Origin of the sequence: Sporosarcina sp. OR05, from assembly GCF_041414805.1 — a bacterium.
Taxonomy (GTDB): Bacteria; Bacillota; Bacilli; order Bacillales_A; family Planococcaceae; genus Sporosarcina; species Sporosarcina saromensis.
Genome location: NZ_JANKJL010000005.1, coordinates 156,497 through 177,179, shown reverse-complemented (window position 1 = coordinate 177,179; position 20,683 = coordinate 156,497). Strand labels below are relative to the sequence as shown.

Below are 20,683 nucleotides of genomic sequence, written 5' to 3'. Positions count from 1 at the left end.
TTATTCGCCTCCTTCAGCCGTCTCTTTTTCACCGGTCGTCATTTTAATACCAATAACCCCGGTGATGATAATCGCGATAAAAAGCACCTTCATCATCGTAAACTCCGCATGAAACATTACGAAATCAATGATGACAATTGCAGCTGCACCTGATCCCGTAAAAACTGCATATACTGTACCGGCAGGCAATTTCTCACACGCTTTAATAATCGCATAAAAGCTGATGATAATTGCAACGACAGTTCCAATCCATTCGAGTGTAGTATCAGAATACCGTAGTCCGATTACCCAAAAAATCTCCACAACAGCAGCGAGCAATACATATAGCCAAGCCATTGGATGGCCTCCTCTTCATTCTATTAAGTCCATCCATTATAGCAAACAGTCGCTATTGTTTTGATATTCCTGCTTGCAATCTCGTTAAAATCATGATAACTTTAGTTATGTAATTTTTAAAACAATTCCATATTTTTTATTCTTATCAAGAGAGACCGAGGGATTGGCCCGTTGACGTCTCAGCAACCAGCCCGATTTTGGTATGGTGCTAATTCCAAAAGGCGTATACGTCTTAAAGATAAGAAGATTGATTTCAACTTTGTTGAAGGCCTCTTCTTATTACGGATGAGGTCTTTTTTTAATGAACGAGCTTGTGCTGGTACGCAATGTATTGCTAGCAGACTAGCGTATTTCATTCAACTCGTAAAAAAACTTAGACAAAAAAACAAAGGAGATGGGCATGTTGACAGAACAAAGTATACATACAAAACTTGTGCAATTAGGGAATGGAAGTGATAAGAAGACTGGCGCGATTAACCCTCCGATCTATTTATCGACTGCTTACAAACATGATGGTCTTGGACAGTCGACCGGTTATGACTACACCCGCACAAAGAACCCTACACGGACGATACTGGAGGAAGGGATTGCTGACCTGGAAAACGGGGATGCAGGTTTTGCGTGCAGTTCAGGGATGGCTGCTATTCAACTCGTCCTCTCGTTATTCAAATCTGGAGATGCGATTATTGCTCCAGATGATCTATACGGAGGCACATACCGTCTATTTGACCAGTATGAAAAATTGTACGGAATCCAAACGACGTACACTGCATTTGCCTCAGTTGAAGAAACGGAGAAACTAGTAGCCAGTCAAACAAAAGCGTTGTTCATTGAAACACCGACAAATCCACTGATGGTAGAAATTAACATTGAACATTTTGCAAAACTCGCTCGAAAATACAACTTATTGTTAATTGTGGATAATACATTCTTAACGCCTTATTATCAAAAACCGATTGACCTGGGTGCCGATATCGTCATTCATAGCGCAACAAAATATATCGGTGGACATAATGATGTTCTTGCTGGTCTTGTTGTCGCTAAAGGGGAATCTCTTTGCCAACGGTTAGGGGAGCATCATAATGCTATCGGCGCAACGCTTTCTCCATTCGATTCATGGCTCGTCGTCCGTGGTCTAAAAACGCTACATGTCCGGATGAAGCAACATGATGCGAATGCAAAAGCACTTGTAACCTATTTGCAAAACGAGCCATTGGTAACTGACGTCTTGTATGCAGGTAAAGGTGGCATGCTATCATTCCGTCTACAAGAAAGTAGTTGGGTGGGTCCGTTTTTGGAAAACTTACGTCTCATTACGTTTGCTGAAAGTTTAGGAGGTGTAGAGAGTTTCATTACCTATCCGACAACCCAGACGCACGCTGATATTCCTGAAGAAGACCGGGAGAAACGGGGCGTTGACAAAAGATTGTTGCGTTTTTCTGTTGGACTGGAAGAGGCAGAGGACTTGATTGCTGATTTTGAACAAGCACTGAAGATCGCTTCCAGATTAGTACCTATTTCGACTACCTAATGAGAGAGAGTGATTGAAATGACTGTACAAACGACAAATGAACTCCAAGCTGCACTTCAACTTCTTAAGAGCAAAGAATGGGTGGATCTAACCCACTCCTTCGGTCCTGACTCCCCTCATTTTTTCATGTTTGAGGATGCGAAATTTGAAACTCTTTTTACGCATGATGACGGCTTTTTCGCACAAAAATTCTCATTTCCTGGGCAGTACGGGACTCATATCGATGCACCCATACACTTCGTACGCGATACTCGCTATTTAGATGAACTTGGATTGAAAGAACTCGTCTTGCCGCTAGTCGTCATCGATCAATCAAAGAAAGCTGAGGCGGATCATGATTTCACCTGCAGTGTTCAAGATATCCTTGATTTTGAAGCAACATATGGAAGAATTGAAGAAGGAACATTTGTAGCGTTACGTACGGATTGGAGTAAACGTTGGCCGGATCATGTAGCCTTTAACAACAAAGACGCTAATGGCAATAATCGCATCCCGGGTTGGGGACTCGATGCACTGAAGTTCCTTTTTGAAGAACGGAACGTAAAAGCGATTGGACACGAAACGTTTGATACGGATTCGGCAGCAGATTTCCGTGAAAAAGGTAGTCTCGAAGGTGAATATTATGTATTAGAACAAGACACGTACCAAATTGAATTATTGACGAACTTGGATAAAGTACCAGCGAAAGGTGCAGTCATTTTTAACATTGTTCCAAAACCAGAAAAAGCATCTGGATTCCCTGTCCGCTCTTTTGCGATTTTGCCTTAATACAGTTAGTCAATATTATAAGCGGTCGGAACATAAGCCAACCTGTTTAAATTAGGCTACTCCTTATAATTTAACAAAGCTCCGTCACTATTAATGAGGCTGGGACATAACATGGAAAAACTGCATTATGGCTAATTCGCCGTCATGCAGTTTTTTATATTTTTCCAATGTTTCTTTTCGTATTCATGAGTGAATCGAAGCGGAAAAAGGCCGACTCCTGCGGGATTGTAGCGCGAATGTTGAGACCCCGCAGGAAGCGCAGCGGACGAGGAGGCTCAAGCGCGCCCCGCGGAAAGCGTGCCTTTTGGAGCGCAGAGTAACGGTCTATTTGAGTTTTGTCCCAGCCTCTTTATAATCCCCCTTTCCTATAGTCCCTGCTATATAGGAGCCTTTAGCCGCTTGATTATTCTGTGGGCTTACGTTTTTTTGCTTGCAGCACTCCTTCTGTCGCGATTCAAAAAAATGTGGTTTTAAAAAACTCCATCAACTACTCAATCTATTTCGCCACTCGTAAATTACCTCTCGCGAAACAAATTCCTAAAACTACAAAAATCGACAGTGTTTTACTACACCTTACAATATTTTACTAAATAAAACATTGACAATTCTGTTTCTTATCATTAGCATTGTATATAATTATCTGATTAATTTATTGATAGATTTGTAAATCTCTTGTTTCCTAGACTGAAGAGCATGACTAAAAGGAACGGAATGGAGTGTCTGTATGAGTAGTGAGCCGGTATTGGATGTCCAGAAGTTAAAAACGTATTTTTATTTAGATCAAGATTTGGTTGCAAAAGCCGTCGATGATGTCAGTTTTTCTGTATTTCCTGGAGAAACCGTTGCGATTGTTGGTGAGTCAGGCAGTGGGAAGAGTATTACTGCACTTTCCATTATGCAGCTCATTAACAAACCTGGTCGTATAGTAGACGGGAGTATTCACGTAAAAGATCGGAATCTCCTCACGTTGAAACAGAAGCAGATGACGTCAATTCGTGGAAATCATATCGGCATGATTTTTCAGGAACCGATGACTGCGTTGAATCCTGTTTTTACAATTGGCAATCAAATCACCGAAATGATTCGTAAGCACAAGAAGGTTTCTAAGCAAATTGCTCAGCAAAAAGCCATTGAATTGCTACGGATTGTTGGCATCCCCCGCCCCGAAGAAATCATCAAAGAATATCCACACCAACTGTCAGGTGGAATGCGACAACGCGTCATGATTGCAATGGCAATCTCATGTGAACCGGAGCTAATTATCGCAGATGAGCCGACGACAGCTTTAGATGTCACCATTCAAGCCCAAATATTAGATTTACTATTTGAAATGCAAAAAAAGTACAATATGGCTCTTCTCTTAATTACACATGATTTAGGCGTGGTATATGAGTATTCTGATCGGGTCATCGTCATGTATGGTGGACAAATTGTGGAACAAGCACCAACGAAGCAATTGTTGTCATTGACGAAACACCCCTATACACAAGGGCTATTAAGTAGTTTGCCGAAGCTTGATGAAGATGTTGAACGATTAGGAACAATAAAAGGCACCGTCCCTGCAGCCTATAACTTTCCTGTCGGCTGTCGTTTTTCTACCCGATGTCCATTTGTAATGGATAAATGCAGGCAGACAAACCCAGAGTTGCTGGAATATGCGAAAGATCATTATGTCCGATGCCATCTTTACGAAGAAGAGGTGAACAGCAAATGACAATGGTGACAAAACAGCATTCGGTTGGAGATGGACAGCAATTACTTTCTGAAGACAATTTGGTGGAAGTACACAATGTGAAAAAATATTTTCCGATCAAGGGTGGTGTAATAAAGAAGACCATTGGTCAGTTGAAGGCAGTGGATGATGTATCCTTCACAATTCGTAAAGGAGAAACACTCGGGATCGTTGGCGAATCTGGTTCAGGTAAGTCTACGCTTGGTCGTGTTCTTATCAGGTTGCTGGATCCAACAGAGGGACAAATTATTTTTAATCAAACTGATATTACTACGTTAAGTCAACGACAAATACGACCGTTTCGGGAAGATATGCAAATGGTGTTTCAAGATCCTTTTGCGTCATTGAATTCCAAAATGAGTGTAGAACAACTCATTGAAGAACCTTTGATTGTACAAGGAAAGTTAGCCAAGTCTGCAAGGAAACAAAAAGTTGTTGAGGTCATCCAGAAGGTAGGATTGCGGAAAGATGATTTACAAAAGTATCCGCATGAATTTTCTGGTGGACAACGTCAACGAATCAGTATTGCTCGAGCGCTTGTGTTAAATCCGAAGTTTGTCATTTGTGACGAACCGGTATCCGCATTGGATGTATCCATTCAAGCCCAAGTACTGAACTTGATGAAAGATTTACAAGACGACTTAGGTCTCACGTATTTGTTTATTGCCCATGACTTGAGTGTAGTCAAGCATATTAGTGATCGGGTCGCTGTCATGTATTTAGGGCGTTTCACTGAAATTGCGCCCAAAAAGCAACTATACGAAAACGCATTGCATCCTTACACACAAGCTCTACTATCTTCCATTCCGGTTATCGACTTGCATGCAGATCCATCATCCGTACGGGAGAAAATAAAACTATCCGGGGATTTACCGAGTCCAGCAAACCCGCCTTCGGGCTGCACGTTCAGAACAAGATGCCCAAAAGCGCATGACCGATGTGCCATTGACAGGCCAGAACTAATGGAAGTGGAAAAGGACCATTTTGTCGCTTGTCATTTATATAGTGAGCAATAAATATACTGAAGCATCTGTGTCTTTGTGGAGAAGCAATATTTCATTAACATCTTGAAAATTTAGGGGGGTGATGGCCGCGACAAAGTTGCAAGGTTTCATTCGTTTTACAACTATTGAAAACAAAGGGGGATACTAATTTGTTGAAACATTTTAAACACAGATTTGCGCTACTCATTTTAGTGTTGATGGTAGGAATGATTCTTGCTGCATGTAACAAAGACGGTGATGCCAAACCAACTGATAATAGTGAGCCAGATTCAACGGAAGTGGATGAGAACAAGGATGGAGATGAAGCAACGGATGACGGTCCTAAAAAAGGTGGAACAATTACCGGGGCTATGTACTCGGCACCTACGGGCATGTTCAATCCAATTTTCTATGAAGAAGCTTATGAAGCAAACATTCTAGATTTCACACACGAAGGATTAGTAACACAAAACGATAAACTTGAGTTCATTCCAAGTCTTGCAGAGAAATGGGAATTAAATGATGACCAAACAGAAATTACGTTCTTCTTAAAAGAAGGCGTTAAATGGCACGATGGTGAGGATTTCACAGCTGATGATGTCGTCTACACATACAAAGCGATGTCCGATCCTGAATATGAGGCTGCTGGCGGAGTACGTGTTAACTACGTCGCACCATTACTTGGCTATGAAGCGTATCAATCTGGTCAAACAGATGTATTTGAAGGGGTCGTAGCAGATGGAGACTATAAAGTGACTTTCAAGTTTGCAGAGCCAAACGTGTCACCACTTTACTATGCAAGTTTCCCAATCATCCCTGAGCACATTTTCGGTTCCATGGCTGTAAAAGATATCCCAGAAGCAGCAGAGTCTAAAGATCCTGGTAAAGTCATCGGCACTGGACCATTTAAATTCACAGATATGGTAGAACGTGAACAATATGTACTTGACCGTAATGATGACTACTGGCAAGGTGCTCCTCATCTTGATAGCATCGTTTGGAAAGTCATTGCACAGTCCGTCATGATTGGATTGCTTGAAAAAGGTGAAATTGATTTTGTTGCAAGTCCAGGAGGAATTGCTCCAGCTGACCATGATATCGTTGCTGATTTCGGGAACATTGAAATCATTGAACAAGCCGATTTTGGTTATCAACTAATGGGCTTCAAGTTGAATCATAGAACGACTGCTGATGTTGAGTCTGGTGAGTTGAACCCAGACAATTGGGTGCCGAACAAAAAGTTAGCGGATCCTAAAGTACGTCAAGCAATCGCTCATGCTGTAAATCGTCAAGGACTTGTTGGAAGCGGGCATGGCGAAGGTTTATTACACGGACGTGGGCAACCGATCAACTCCCCGATTGCGCAACAAATGTGGGCGTATGATGAATCCGCAGCAACGTCTTATGACTACGATGTTGAAAAAGCAAAATCTATCCTTGATGAGCTTGGTTATGTAGATGCGAACGGAGACGGTTTCCGTGAAGATCCGGATGGTAACGAGTGGGTGTTAAACCTTGACTATCCAACAGGTAACGAACTACGTGAGCGTTCTGCACCGATTATTCAATCTGATTTAGAGAAAGCTGGTATTAAAGTGAACTTGCGTCAACCAGCAGAAATGTCCGTATATGTCCCTGGGTTAACAAACGACAATACGGATTGGGATCTATACCTCATTGGATGGAGCTTGAGCAGTACAGATCCAGATCCATCAGGTCTATGGGCTACACGTGCTGGCTATAACTTCTCCCGTTGGAACAGTCCAACATCCGAGGAACTTATGCAAAAAGCTGTTAAAGCACCAGAAGCTTTTGACCAAAAATACCGAGAAGAAGTCTATGCTGAATGGCAAAAACATTTCTCTGAAGAATTGCCTGCGTTGCTCCTATACGCTCAAAACAGCCTATGGGCTTACAATGATCGTATCCAAGGCATTAAGGTCCTGCCACAATCCATGTATCAGGATTCACATGAATGGTGGGTAAACGACGCGGAATAACATGAATGGATTTGGAGAGTATACACAAATTGTATACTCTCCTCCTTCCTAGGGGGAGATCGAATGTATCAATATATCATTAGACGTTTCTTACAATTCATCCCGATGTTACTTGCATTGTCCATCATCGTTTTCGGATTAGCGAAAGCTGCCCCTGGAGATCCTTTCTCAGGTAAAATTTTAGACCCTGAAGTCGGTATGGAGGTATATGAAAAACAGCGGGCAGAGCTTGGTCTGGACAAACCTATACCCGTACAATACGTAAGATGGGCAGGAAAAATCTTGCAAGGCAGTTTTGGTGAATCGATCGCCTATAAAGGCCGTTCTGTCGAGAGCCTTATACAAGAACGCTTTCTTAATACCGTATACTTAGGGCTATTCGCTCTTTTCATTACGCTATTAGTGGCAATACCTATTGGGATTTACTCAGCACGTCATCCATACTCGCTTTTGGATTATGGTTCGACTACATTCGGCTTTTTTGGACTAGCAGTACCTAACTTCTTCTTTGGTCTCGTCGTCATCTACTTGTTTTCAATCAAACTGGGATGGTTTCCTGCACAAGGAACAATATCCTCCAATAAGTTAACAGGATTTGCTGAATTCAAAGATCGTATCCATCATATGATTTTACCCGGATTGACACTTGGGTTAGCAAGTACAGCAAGTTATATGCGTTATATGCGTTCTGAAGTGATGGATGTCCTCGGTAGCGATTTTATTCGGACGGCGAAAGCGAAAGGGATGTCAAATAATAACGTCTTGTATAAACACACACTTCGCAATGCGCTCATTCCTGTCATTACATTACTTGGTATGGAGTTGGGTCCGTTGCTTGGTGGCGCGATTATAACGGAACAAGTCTTCAACTTCCCTGGCATCGGCACGCTTTTCATCGGCTCTGTCATTAACCGAGATTATCCTGTCGTGATGGCAATTACGTTATTGCTTGGGGTTGCCATATTAGTCGGGAATTTGTTAGCAGATATCTTTTATAGCATCGTAGATCCGAGGATTCGCTATGACTGAGGTGGTGAGAGAATATGCAATCAGTAAATGAACAGGAAGTCATTGTTGGAAATACACGAAAACATCGAAGCCCTTTCCAATTATCCTTACAACGATTTTTAAAAAATAAACTGGCGATCGCTGGCATGATTGTTCTAACGATTATTATTGGATCTGCAGTATTCGCCCCTTTGTTAACCGACCATGATCCAAAAGAACATAATTTGCTGAAAGTAGAGCAAAAGCCAAGTAAAGAGCATATTCTCGGGACAGACAGCTCTGGGCGTGATAATTTTGCTAGATTATTGTACGGCGCACGCGTTTCTCTGACAATCGGCATCAGCACAATGGTGTTCACTGTATTACTTGGAATGATTTTTGGCACATTAAGCGGTTACTATGGCGGAAAAATCGATAGTATCATTATGCGGATTACCGATTTGTTCCTTGCATTGCCGTTTCTTGTGTTAGCATTGACGATCATAGCCCTTCTTAAAAAGGTGACCATCGGTTTATTCGTTGTCATTATTGCCGTTACAAGTTGGCCGACGTTATCCAGAATTATTCGGGGAACATTCCTCTCGTTACGCGAACAGGAATTTGTTCTTGGGGCTAGAGCGATTGGTGCAAGTGATTTCCGTATTATCTTCAGACACTTCTTACCAAACGCAATCGGTCCAATCATCGTAAATGCCACCTTATTAATGGCTGCTATGATTATCGTCGAATCGGGTTTAAGCTTCATCGGAATGGGAATTCCTCAACCGACCCCGACTTGGGGAAATATGATTTCAGAAGCACAAGGATTACGTATACTACGTTATCACCCTGAAGCTTGGATTCCACCAGGTCTAGCCATTCTTCTTACCGTTCTTAGCATTAACTTTATCGGGGATGGATTAAGGGATGCATTCGACCCGAAGAGCGATCGACGGTAAACGAATTCGTCTTCATGGTTGAAAGATTGAACAGAAAAAGCCGCATGGATTAAGTGATGTAACTTGATCCATGCGGTTTTTTGTGTTTTTTTGGAATGTGTCTAGTTATATAGGAGAAAGAATACTGTTCGATTTCCACTTGTTGTGTTCCAGCCTTATGATTCTGTTTCTACATGAATCAGTTTTATGATTTTATTCATCACTTCGGTCGTTCTATCGATCATTTTTGAAGTTCTATCAATCACTTTAAAAGTTCTATCGATCACTTCGAGAGTTCTATCAATCACTTTCACAATTCTAATGAACATTTCAGGATTTTAGAATCACGAAATATGTTCTGAATGCTCTTCAAACAAAACCGAACGTTGGATAAAAATGCAATTTAAACGAATCTATCGTTCAACCATTGAGGTCGTCATTCATAAAATTTAGAACCATTCCGATGAATACTTTTCCAATATACGCCATTGACCGCTCATCCACGTCAAACATCGGATGATGGTGAGGATAGGTTGCATGTAGCTCTGCGTTCCGTCCGCCAACTAAAAAATAACTTCCTTTTACAACCTTTTGGTAGTAAGCAAAATCTTCGCTCCCCATCATCGGTTCTCCATAGCTGACATGGTCTTCACCAAACAATTCCTTAGCTACTTGTGCGACACGCTTCGTTTCAGATGGATCGTTCCAAATGGAAGGGCAATCTTTTTCATAGTGAATGGAATACGTGGCACCAGCAGCTTCACAAGTTGTTTTCGTAATAAGTTTCATTGCCTCTTCAATCATTTCACGCACTTGCTCGTCATACGTCCGAACTGTCCCTTTTATTACCGCTCGGTCAGGGATGACATTGTTTGCATGTCCACTTTGGAATGAACCGACTGTAACAGCTGCCGCCCTTTGAGGATTCACCCTTCGACTGACAATTTGCTGAAGGTTAACGACTAATTGACTGCCTGTCACTAATGGATCAATCGTTTCATGTGGCGAAGAGCCATGTCCTCCTTTACCAAAAATCTCAATTGTAAAATCATCTTGTGCTGATGAAGCATAGCCTTCCATTACTTCTACTTTACCAACCGGGATTGTGGACATGACATGCGCTCCGTAAATCACATCCACTCCGTCAAGACACCCATCTTCAATCATAAATTGAGCGCCACCAGGTGTCGTTTCTTCTGCGAATTGGTGTAGGAAAACAATTGTTCCTCGTAGTTGTTCTCTTACCTCCGACAACACTTTTGCAACTCCTAGTAACGCTGCTGTATGTAAATCGTGTCCGCACGCATGCATGACCCCAGGTACTGTTGATTTATAGCTGACGTTTTTTTCATCTTGAATCGGCAATGCGTCAAAGTCTGCCCTTAGCGCTACAGTCTTTCCCGGTTTTGCACCTTTTAGGATTCCGACGACGCCCCTTCCACCTACTTCTGTTCGAACTTCCATACCGAGGTTCCGTAAAAACTCTGCCACTTTTTTAGGTGTCTCCACTTCCTCATTTGACAACTCCGGATGCATGTGGAAATGTCTGCGGATTTGAACCAACTCATCATATAATTCATCGTATCTTGCGTTTAATAAATTGATCATCTGAATGCCTCCTTTTTCACATTGTCCCACACAGTCTAATTTGGTACAGTTATTTTTCAAGATGGAAAAATCCGCTCCAATCGCGGTTTCACCCATTTCCATCCATAGCAAAAATGTATATAGCGCATTATAATAGGAGTACAGATTAAAAAGATACTACAACATAGGAGGGGATACGATGTCTGCAGAACAGTGCAAAGTGGAAGAAGCATTAGGCATCCTCGTTGGAAAGTGGAAACCGGTTATTCTTCTACATTTGTTTTCGGAAGGCACTTTACGTTTTAGTGAACTGAAGCGATTAATGCCTGGCATTACACAAAAAATGTTAACGAAGCAACTGAGGGAACTGGAAGAGGAAGATATCATTGAACGTGTCGTCTATCCACAAGTACCACCTAAAGTGGAATATTCCATTTCCGAATACGGAAAAAGCTTACAGTCCGTATTGTTGACAATGAATGAATGGGGTACTGCCCATGCACTTCGAAAAGAACAATTAGCGAAAAGCCAACAAAAGGCTACCTCTTAATCGATGAGGTAGCCTTTCCTTTTGTTTCATAGCATTATGCAGAAACAGTTGTTTTATTATAAAAAGCCAAGAAATTGTTAACGACTAGATCAAGGAAATCAATCGTTGGTTGGTCTGTCAATTCACCTTCTGCGTTCATCTTCTCGTGAACCGATCCAATATATACTTCATTATTCGGTAAAATATTTGGAGAAAGCATTGGATTAGAAAGAATTTCACGCAAATGAATTTGTGCGCGGACACTGCCTAATACCCCCATTGAAGAACCTATGATGAATGTCGGTTTGTCTTTGATCGCAAAATTACTGCGAGAAAGCCAGTCTACTGCATTTTTTAATGCACCTGGAATAGAGAAGTTGTATTCAGGTACGGCAAATAATAATGCGTCTGCGTCTCTCACGTTCTCCATGAATTGCTTAACATTAGCTGGAGGATTTTGTTCACTATCCACTGAAAACATTTCCACATCGTTAATGAAAACCGGAATGATATCCATTTCCCCCGCGTATTTCTTACGTAAGTATTCAACTAACTTCAAGTTGTATGATGTCGAGCTTGTGCTCCCGATAATTGCTTTAACTGTAATTGTCATGATGACACTCTCCTTTAATTTTACGTGTACCTCTCCTTAGCATCTCCGCTTTCTCTAGAGGTATACTCTTATTATGGAGTATGTCGATTAGATTTTGAAGTACGCACTTTAAAGTGCCATAGTATACAAAAAGATACTATCACATGTAAGAAGAGTATTGTACAATTCCTTCTAGACGAAGTAACTGCTCTTTCATTGGTAAACCGCCACGAAACCCTGTTAAACTTCCGTTCTTCGCGAGAATTCGATGACAAGGTACGATGAAAAGGACAGGATTTGCTCCAATTGCTCTCCCGACAGCTCGAACAGCAGACGGTCGACCTAATCGCTGTGCAATGTCGGAGTACGAAACAATCTCACCAAACGGTACATCTTGTACAACTTTCCAAACTTGCTGTTGGAATGTAGTTCCTTTTAAGTCAATCGGTAGGTCAAACGTTGTTCTTTGACCATCTAAATACTCCATCACTTCACTCGTATGACATGCAGCTTCATCCTCAACCCACTTCACGCCCTCAAAATGTCGTTTTGACCAATTGGCCAATTCATCAAACGTAGCCCCTTGAGAACCGATGTAACAAAGTCCTTGATCGGTGGCAGCCATATATAACGCCCATTGCTTATGTTGTAAAAGCGTCCAATACAATGTAGTTTGCCCCATCCAATACACCTCTTTCTGTCTACTTCCTTGTCTTTCTATATTCTCATAAATGGTTCGCTAGCGGAAGTGATTGCTTAAGGAAATAGACTTCCGATTAGGGCGTTGGCTGGTTTGCTTTGGACATTGAATAGCGTAAAACAGAAAAAAGTGAATTGAGCATGCTCAATTTCACTTTTTCCATAATTGCCGCTAGTGGTGTTCTAGCTCTTTATTCAATTCATAAAACTAAAAAATAGTGTCCAGAAAGGAACTTTTCTTCGTTCCTTCTTTTTCTTTTCAACTGAACGTTTTTCTAAACGATATTGTTCGATTTCAGTTTTCATCTCTTCAATATGTCTATGAATGACTTCTTTATCTATTGTATGCATATTCAATTTCTCCTCAATTGTGAGAAATCAAAGAACGTGATTACAGCCTGAATACCACCTGTCGTGCATGTCTCTCAAACCTCATCATTGTTATCGATTCCCACTGGTTATTAGTTTTTGTGGTCCTGTTCTCTACTGCTTGCAAAATTGTAAAAATCATTTTTCGCTTCCTCCTTATCGTTAATTTTTCGTACATTGTTAGGGAATTCCTTCACCTATCCGCCTTCTAGAGACTCTTTCGTCAAAATCTTCCTTTGTTGTTCAATCATAATTGAACGCTCCTTTCAAATCGTATTTATGTTACACGCGATTTGCGTGAGAACATCGAATATTCATTAAAATAAAGACACAAAAAAGCACACGCCTTTTGCATAAGCGTGTGCTCATATAAAAGAACGGCATACCATGCCATTCTATGCAGTCTTTACATTATCAAGAGGATGCTTTGCGGCACGGATTATCTATGATGTTTTGTTTGCTTGTAATGAAGTTCAACATGTTCCGTACCTCCTCTTCCTCAATTAGAATATCTATCTTCTAGAGGATACCATTACCATATCGTACATGTCAATGGTTTTTTTACTATTTTCTAAATCGACTCAACATATAATGTTATTTAAATTGTATGTCACAGGCGAACACTTTTAGACTAGAGGATCTAGCGATGGATGAGCACATGTACGTTTCCATCAATCGTTGCTTAAGTTGCCACCACTCAAATTTGAGTTTAGCGAACAAAACGGTATTTTCATTGTTCTGTAACGAAAAAATGGCACGTCATTCTGTGTTTAGTGTATGATTATACTAATAACACTCGGTTCTGTACTTTATTACTTGCACTTCGAGAAAGTGAAGGAGGATCTCCATTGACGAACGAAGCTAAATTACAAAAAGAAGCCATGCATGTTTTGAAATTAACGAGTCGTACCTTTTACATTCCCATAAAATTATTGAATCCTACGTTACGGAAGTCCGTCGGATCAGCCTATCTTTGTATGCGAGCAATTGACGAAATTGAGGACCATGAAGAACTGCACCCTGACGCGAAACAACATTTGCTTGAATCGACGAGTAAACTGTTAGAGGGACCTTTTAACGAAGAAGCTTACCAAAAACTGTTGCAACCCTACCGTTCCCTCTTGCCTGAAGTAACAGTACGACTCGGTGACTGGTTGACAGTCTGTCCCGCAGAAGTGCTCGAAAAAGTGAAAGAGTCTACACGAATTATGGCAGATGGCATGGCGCAGTGGGTCGGTAAAGGATTTGACATTAAAACAAAAGAAGACTTGGACGACTATACATATTATGTTGCAGGTCTAGTAGGTGTTATGCTTTCTGACATATGGGAAGCTTTTGACGGAACAAAAACGGATCGTGAGTTGGCAATTGGCTATGGGCGCGGTCTACAAGCGGTCAATATGTTGCGCAATCAGGAGGAAGATGCGGATCGAGGTGTGCGTTTTATCCCTGACGGATGGACGCGTGATGATATGTTTGCTTACGCAGAGACAAACTTGGCTAAAGCTGACGAATATATTAAGTCGATTAACACGAAGAATATTTTAGTGTTCTGTAAGATTCCGTTAGCGCTTGCAAAGAGCACGTTAACCGCATTACAGAGCGGTCGGGAAAAGATGAACCGGACAGAAGTTGAATCTACGGTTGCTGCAATTCTTGAAGATTGAGTACGGGATTAAACTGAATCGTATACGCTTGTTGAAATCGCGTGAAACGAGTTCGCTGTTGAACTTGTTTTTACGCGGTTTTTCAGTTGATGAGGAAGTCTTGGAGATTATTAGTTAGGTCGAGAAAATGGAGGAAAGCTGAATTGAACACCGTCAATCCAGCTTTCCTTATCTCTTTCTTCAGGTGTGTTAATTAACCAATTATTCACAAGTAGATTTCTTCGAACCCGTTGGCTTGCGTTCCGGCGCACGCTTTCCGCGGGGCACGGGTGAGCCTCCTCGTCCGCTTTGCTCCCTGCGGGGTCTCACCATTCGTGCTATTCCCCCGCAGGAGTCGGCGCCTGCACTCCAGCCAACTAGCTTATGCGGGACAACTTATTTGTCTTTCAACTTAAAAAGCGTTCATCAGGATTGGAGCAGAAGGCGGCGAGAGCTGTCACACAGAACAGCTTTTGCGAGTAAAAGCGTAGCGTTAGAGCAGCTGTTCACCGAGGCTGAAGCAGAAATCCGGTGTTTATCAAGGATTACAGGGAAAATTCGATATTCTTATAGCCCACAAATTGGTTAATCAACACGCCTGCTCTTTCTTACAATTGTATCGGCAATTCAATTCATTGCCAAACCAATTGTTGAAAACTGCAAACTTCACTAAAACTGTATGCTTTACGAAGCAAGTACCTTTTTGCGGACCTGGCTTTTATAGCGTGCCCATAACACGAGCGGAATAAGTAATATTGATAGATACATGCCGATTAATCCTAACACTGCGTAGCTGGAGTAGGCGACAACGATACCCGATAATACACTTCCCGCTGAACCGCCTAAAGCAACGTATACATCGACGGAGCCTTGTGTCTTGGCGCGTGTTTTTAGATTAGTTGAGTCGATGATGATGGCAGTTCCACTAATTAAACCAAAGTTCCATCCTAACCCAAGCAAAATGAGGGCAATGGCTAACCAAACAAATGAATCGCCTGGGGCATATGCTGCTGTAAGTCCTGCAATGGATAACGTAATCGCTGAAGCAACGGCCATGAACGTTCGGCCGACTTTATCGACAAGCATGCCAGTCCCTAGTGACGGCAAATACATTGCTGCAATGTGCATGCCAATGATCATACCAACTGCCGATAATCCACTTCCATGATTCTGCATATGGATAGGCGTCATTGTCATAATCGCTACCATAATCATATGTGATAGAACGAGAATGATAGCCCCTACAACAACGCCGAGTCGATTTACGTTGTTTTGCATTGCTTTGAGCCCTTCATTCGCGACACTTGCTGCCTGTTTCTCTTGCTCTGCGGCGATTGCTTTAGCAACTAAAAAAGGATCAGGTCGTAAATAAAGCAAGAATGTTAAGCCTGCTAACAAATAGGCTGTTGCAGCAAGCATGAACGGTCCCGCTAATGGAGGAATCCCAAAAATTTGTGCAAACTCACCAAGTGGCGTTACTAAGTTTGGACCAGCTACCGCACCAAGAGTAGTGGAAACCATGGCGATGCTGATTGCTGTCGCGCGTTGTTTCTCGCTAGCTAAATCAGTACCTGCGTAACGTGCTTGTAGATTGGTCGCTGTACCTGCTCCATAGATAAATAATGAAAGAAATAATAACACTATGCTATTCATTGTCGTGGCAACAATGACACCGATTGCACCAACTCCTCCGGCAATAAACCCGAGTGACAATCCGTATCTTCTACCAAACCGTTGCGATATGCGGCCGACGAGTAATGCGGCTAGGGCAGAACCTAACGTGAACAATGCAGACGGGACACCCGCAAAACCTGCAGATCCGAGCATGTCTTTCGCAATGAGAGCCCCTACCGTAATCCCTGCTGCGAGTCCTGCGCCGCCAAATATTTGCGACATTACAACTACAAACAATGATTGCTTATACAGCTTGCGTTGTGCTTCTGCAGAGTTCACATAATAGGATAGGTCAACTGAACTTCTTTTTCTCAACGCCACTTCCCCCCTTTATGTTGAATATAGCACACTTACACACGAAAATGGTCGGCGCGCCAAGTTTGTACTTCCCTTTTTATCGTTGCAGGTGAAAGGTTTTCTGCAATTGTTCTTTCCGCCAATTCTACAAACTGATCATCTTGTGCAAATCGAAGAGCAATGAGTTGTTGCATCGTTATGCGAGAGTCAAGTCGCTTATTCGTCAACATGAAATACCTCAATTGCTCTTCTGTTCGTATGAGTCGGTCTTGTAAGCGTATTGCGTACATGCGAGCAAGCATGCCTGGAATGATTGCAAGAACGACAATCCCGAGCAACAGCAAATTTTCGATCATAAAGCCACTTTTCATCGTGCTATAAATGAAGTATGTAAGCGTCCCAAGCAACAGCATCACACTTAGCGGTAACCAGACAAAATGTTGAAGAGGCTGGTATTTCGTATGTTTCGCATAAGATTGTTCCTTCATTTTCCTCACCTCCATATACCTATACGGGTATTATACTAGAGGATGACTAGAATAGCGACAAAAAAATGAGGCTGGGACAAAACTCAAATAGACCGTTACTCTGCGCTCCAAAAGGCACGCTTTCCGCGGGGCGCGCTTGAGCCTCCTCGTCCGCTGCGCTTCCTGCGGGGTCTCAACATTCGCGCTACAATCCCGCAGGAGTCGGCCTTTTTCCGCTCCGATTCACTGATGAATTTGAAAAGAAACATTGGAAAAATAAAAAAAACTGCATGACGGCGAATTAGCCATAATGCAGTTTTTTATGTTATGTCCCAGCCTCGATCCATTATTAAAACATTTTAGTCGTCCACTGCTCACCGTTCCAAATGTCGGTGACGACGCCGTCATAGAAATCCGGTTCATGTGAGATCAATAAAATACTACCTTTGTATTCTTTTAGTGCACGTTTTAATTCTGTTTTCGCATCAACGTCAAGGTGATTGGTCGGTTCGTCCAACACGAGCAAGTTTGTTTCGCGGTTCATTAATTTACATAACCGGACTTTCGCTCGTTCTCCACCACTTAATACCTTCACTTTACTCTCAATATGTTTCGTCGTCAGCCCGCATCGAGCCAACGCTGCACGTACTTCATATTGCGTGTAATGCGGAAATTCCTCCCACACTTCCTCTAGACATGTATGGTTATTGTCCGCATTGCTTTCCTGTTCAAAATACCCGATTTCCAAGTGCTCACCGAGCTCGACAGAACCCGCCAGTGATGGAATTTCGCCAAGTATACTTTTGAGTAGTGTCGTTTTTCCGATTCCATTCGCACCAGATAACGCAATCTTTTGTCCGCGTTCCATCGTGAGATCCAATTCTTTGGACAATGGTTCATCGTAGCCAATAACAAGCCCTTTCGTTTGGAATAAATATCTGCCTGGCGTCCGCGCTTGCTTAAAATCGAATTGTGGTTTCGGCTTTTCCGCATCGAGTTCAATAATCTCCATCTTATCAAGCTTCTTCTGACGAGACATCGCCATCCGGCTCGTTGCAGCGTTTGCTTTGTTACGCGCAACAAAGTCTTTTAAATTGGCGATTTCCTTTTGTTGCTTTTTAAATGCCGCTTCCACTTGTTGCTTTTTCATCTCATGCACACGTAAAAATTCGTCATAATCACCCGGATAACGTGTAATTTGCTGATTTTCCATATGATAAATTAAGTTAATGACACTATTTAAAAACGGAATATCATGCGAGATCAGAATGAACGCATTATCATAGTTCAATAAATAATTACGAAGCCACTCGATATGCTCGACATCCAAGTAGTTTGTAGGCTCGTCCAGTAAAAGGATGTCCGGCTTTTCTAGTAACAATTTACCGAGCAACACTTTCGTACGTTGTCCACCGCTTAAATCGTTTACGTCACGATCTAGACCGAATTCATCTAGACCTAGCCCGTTCGCTACTTCATCCACTTTGGAATCGATAATATAAAAATCATTGTTTGTCAGCTCATCTTGCATTTGGCCTGTTTCTTCAAGCAGTTTTTCCAATTCGTCAGCGTCTACTTCGGCCATTTTTGCAAAAAGGTTGTTCATTTCCGCTTCAACATCGTACAAGTACTGGAATGCTGTCCGTAATACATCACGGATACTCAATCCTTGCTTCAACACGACATGCTGGTCCAAATAGCCGACACGCACACGTTTTGCCCAAGTAACAGTCCCGGCATCTGGCTCTAGTTTCCGTGTAATGATATTCATGAACGTGGACTTCCCTTCCCCGTTCGCACCAATTAACCCAATGTGTTCGCCTTGTAACAACCGAAAAGACACATCGTCAAATATTGCACGATCACCAAAACCGTGACTTAAATTTTTCACTGTTAATAAACCCATAGTGGTACACCTTTACCTTCAGTATAGGTCAAACCTATACATGTTTTTTCTATATTATATAGTGTTAAGCCCAATCATCATAGAAAATACTTTTATTGATCCAATAGCACTTGCATTGTACCTAATACATGATCGAGAAAATCATCTAGTGCATTCATATGTTCTTCAGTAATTTTCGTTTTGAACGTCAATTCTATTTGATTTGCATAAGTCGTTGCCTCATCCTTATAGGAAAAACTTAGCGTTTGATGTAGCAGGACATCCTCTTCCCAAATCGCTTGAATCGTCTCTTCAATCGCTCGGCACTGTCGATCCACCTGTTCAATCGTTTTTAAAAAGCGCACCTTGAGTACACAACCCGGATTTCCACCCGGTGTTTCCAAGATTTCAGTGGCCAATTCAGCTAATGAAGCCTCCAATACAACTTCTGCCATCAACTCCGGCTCCTGCACGAGACTAAATTGAATTGCAAAATGTCTTGCCAACACGGCAAAATCCATCTGATCTTTTCGGTTAACAATCCTTATTTTCCGATCCAAATTATCCAAATCATACACTCGATTTTCAATCGCCACTTTCAAATTATCAAAAACCGTCGGATCATACACGTTACCACCTCCATAATTCTCTGCTGCCTTGCACCTACTGTATCGAAAATAACAGAAACAACATAAAAAAACGACTATCCAGTAGCCGTTTTTTACGTTTTATTTATACTCTTCATGCTTAACAGCCATTAGGTGCTCGTCAAATGCATCGATGATTTCCAAGAAATGATCCGCTTCTCGGTAAACATGATCAGCAAGGAGTGCTGGAATATTACTTTTTATCCTACAGGCTTCAATTAAATCTCTTGCCGTCTTTTTAAAATCCCTTAGTGAAACGACAGAAACACGATTTTGATCCAGGAACTGATCTAGTAAAGGAACAGTTTCCGACTGTGGTCTCATGTGATCGAGGTCTTGTGCTTGAAATAGCAATTGATCAAAATCATGACTAAATTCTCTCGCTTGGTCAACAAGTTTTCTTTCTGATGGGTCCATTAAGTGACCAATAAATTTCGAGTGATCTGCCATGATTTTTAGGAAAAAAACATTTTCTTTTATAATTGCCTCAGGTAAAGGTCTTAACTTTCCTTCATTTAGTTCCTTTAATCGCTTAGCAAAGTATGCAGCTTCACGACTCGTATGATCAACAAGTAAGGGTAAGTTGTTCGTTACAATTTCACATCGCAATTGTAAACCTAACACTTTACGTTTGTATGCCCATATTGACGCTGCGGCCTGATACACTTGACGGTTAAGTTCTCTAATCACTGCTGGATCTGTTTTTTCATTATAATCAGCAATCTGCTCCTCAATTCGTTCAAAAACCCCAATGAAGTGTTTTGCCTCTTGAATAAGCTGTGTCTGATCAGCAGTAAATCCGAGACTCAAAAAGAAAGCATGCTCTTTCATTATTCTTGACCAAAAACGAATTTCCTCTAATGAACGCATCACGAAAGCTGAAATGGCTATCTCACTCCTCATTATTCATTCACCATTTCAGCATATGTCCGATTAGCAGCCTATATGTATCCGCAGGGGCTAATTCTGTAGTTATTTATGAATTAATTCCTGGGAAGCAATTCGAGAAAAAGTTG

At 41.8% G+C, this 20,683-nt stretch carries 19 protein-coding genes and 1 riboswitch; of the genes, 9 read left to right on the top strand and 10 right to left on the bottom strand.

Translation table 11 applies throughout. The annotated features are described in order from the left end of the window. A complete protein-coding gene (locus tag NRI27_RS10460; protein WP_371390635.1) occupies positions 1-336 on the bottom strand; it encodes a DMT family transporter in 336 nt (111 codons plus the stop codon). Positions 337-475: 139 nt separating this feature from the next. Beyond that, positions 476-581, top strand: a riboswitch (SAM riboswitch). A gap of 155 nt (positions 582-736) precedes the next feature. On the opposite strand from NRI27_RS10460, the gene NRI27_RS10455 reads away from it, so the two are divergent. The 7 genes from NRI27_RS10455 (at position 737) to opp4C (ending at position 9,296) form a co-directional block, all read left to right on the top strand. Next, positions 737-1,867: a methionine biosynthesis PLP-dependent protein gene (locus NRI27_RS10455; protein WP_371390634.1), complete on the top strand. Its 1,131-nt coding sequence runs from the start codon at positions 737-739 to the stop codon at positions 1,865-1,867. A gap of 18 nt (positions 1,868-1,885) precedes the next feature. Further along, complete coding sequence (locus NRI27_RS10450; protein WP_371390633.1) at positions 1,886-2,635, top strand: cyclase family protein; 750 nt, start codon at positions 1,886-1,888, stop codon at positions 2,633-2,635. A 724-nt stretch (positions 2,636-3,359) separates the two neighbouring features. Beyond that, entirely contained in the window at positions 3,360-4,349 is a 990-nt protein-coding gene (locus NRI27_RS10445; protein WP_371390632.1) for an ABC transporter ATP-binding protein, read from the top strand. A 2-nt stretch (positions 4,350-4,351) separates the two neighbouring features. Further along, positions 4,352-5,383, top strand: a complete 1,032-nt coding sequence (locus NRI27_RS10440; protein ID WP_317946256.1) for an ABC transporter ATP-binding protein — start codon at positions 4,352-4,354, stop codon at positions 5,381-5,383. 137 nt (positions 5,384-5,520) lie between these two features. Continuing rightward, positions 5,521-7,350, top strand: a complete 1,830-nt coding sequence (locus tag NRI27_RS10435; protein WP_371390631.1) for a peptide-binding protein — start codon at positions 5,521-5,523, stop codon at positions 7,348-7,350. 63 nt (positions 7,351-7,413) lie between these two features. After that, complete coding sequence (locus tag NRI27_RS10430; protein ID WP_371390630.1) at positions 7,414-8,379, top strand: ABC transporter permease; 966 nt, start codon at positions 7,414-7,416, stop codon at positions 8,377-8,379. Positions 8,380-8,393: 14 nt separating this feature from the next. After that, positions 8,394-9,296 carry an oligopeptide ABC transporter permease gene (gene opp4C, locus NRI27_RS10425; RefSeq protein ID WP_371390629.1) on the top strand — a complete coding sequence of 301 codons (903 nt, stop codon included), beginning with the start codon at positions 8,394-8,396 and terminating at the stop codon, positions 9,294-9,296. Positions 9,297-9,695: 399 nt separating this feature from the next. Here the strand turns inward: opp4C and NRI27_RS10420 are convergent, their stop codons facing one another. Then, the gene (locus NRI27_RS10420) at positions 9,696-10,883 is read right to left on the bottom strand and encodes a M20 metallopeptidase family protein (RefSeq protein WP_371390628.1); all 1,188 of its coding nucleotides are present in this window, start codon (positions 10,881-10,883) and stop codon (positions 9,696-9,698) included. Positions 10,884-11,061: 178 nt separating this feature from the next. Here NRI27_RS10420 and NRI27_RS10415 point away from each other — a divergent pair, with 178 nt between their 5' ends. Next, positions 11,062-11,412, top strand: a complete 351-nt coding sequence (locus tag NRI27_RS10415; RefSeq protein WP_317946206.1) for a winged helix-turn-helix transcriptional regulator — start codon at positions 11,062-11,064, stop codon at positions 11,410-11,412. 34 nt (positions 11,413-11,446) lie between these two features. Here NRI27_RS10415 and NRI27_RS10410 read toward each other — a convergent pair whose 3' ends face one another. From NRI27_RS10410 to NRI27_RS10400, 3 genes are all read right to left on the bottom strand, one after another. Further along, complete coding sequence (locus NRI27_RS10410; protein ID WP_371390627.1) at positions 11,447-12,004, bottom strand: NADPH-dependent FMN reductase; 558 nt, start codon at positions 12,002-12,004, stop codon at positions 11,447-11,449. Positions 12,005-12,143: 139 nt separating this feature from the next. Beyond that, positions 12,144-12,665: a methylated-DNA--[protein]-cysteine S-methyltransferase gene (locus tag NRI27_RS10405; protein WP_371390626.1), complete on the bottom strand. Its 522-nt coding sequence runs from the start codon at positions 12,663-12,665 to the stop codon at positions 12,144-12,146. A gap of 212 nt (positions 12,666-12,877) precedes the next feature. Continuing rightward, the gene (locus NRI27_RS10400) at positions 12,878-13,033 is read right to left on the bottom strand and encodes a hypothetical protein (protein ID WP_371390625.1); all 156 of its coding nucleotides are present in this window, start codon (positions 13,031-13,033) and stop codon (positions 12,878-12,880) included. 866 nt (positions 13,034-13,899) lie between these two features. Here NRI27_RS10400 and NRI27_RS10395 point away from each other — a divergent pair. Continuing rightward, entirely contained in the window at positions 13,900-14,718 is an 819-nt protein-coding gene (locus NRI27_RS10395) for a squalene/phytoene synthase family protein (protein WP_317946214.1), read from the top strand. Positions 14,719-15,381: 663 nt separating this feature from the next. Here the strand turns inward: NRI27_RS10395 and NRI27_RS10390 are convergent. The 5 genes from NRI27_RS10390 to NRI27_RS10370 form a co-directional block, all read right to left on the bottom strand. After that, a complete protein-coding gene (locus NRI27_RS10390) occupies positions 15,382-16,686 on the bottom strand; it encodes an MFS transporter (RefSeq protein ID WP_371390624.1) in 1,305 nt (434 codons plus the stop codon). Positions 16,687-16,721: 35 nt separating this feature from the next. Then, positions 16,722-17,156, bottom strand: coding sequence for a DUF6526 family protein (locus NRI27_RS10385; RefSeq protein ID WP_371390622.1), 435 nt, complete (start codon positions 17,154-17,156; stop codon positions 16,722-16,724). 328 nt (positions 17,157-17,484) lie between these two features. After that, positions 17,485-19,041, bottom strand: a complete 1,557-nt coding sequence (locus tag NRI27_RS10380) for an ABC-F family ATP-binding cassette domain-containing protein (protein ID WP_371390621.1) — start codon at positions 19,039-19,041, stop codon at positions 17,485-17,487. A 92-nt stretch (positions 19,042-19,133) separates the two neighbouring features. Beyond that, positions 19,134-19,649, bottom strand: coding sequence for a hypothetical protein (locus NRI27_RS10375; RefSeq protein WP_371390619.1), 516 nt, complete (start codon positions 19,647-19,649; stop codon positions 19,134-19,136). A gap of 99 nt (positions 19,650-19,748) precedes the next feature. After that, entirely contained in the window at positions 19,749-20,570 is an 822-nt protein-coding gene (locus tag NRI27_RS10370) for a DUF2935 domain-containing protein (RefSeq protein WP_371390618.1), read from the bottom strand. Positions 20,571-20,683: the final 113 nt, after the last annotated feature.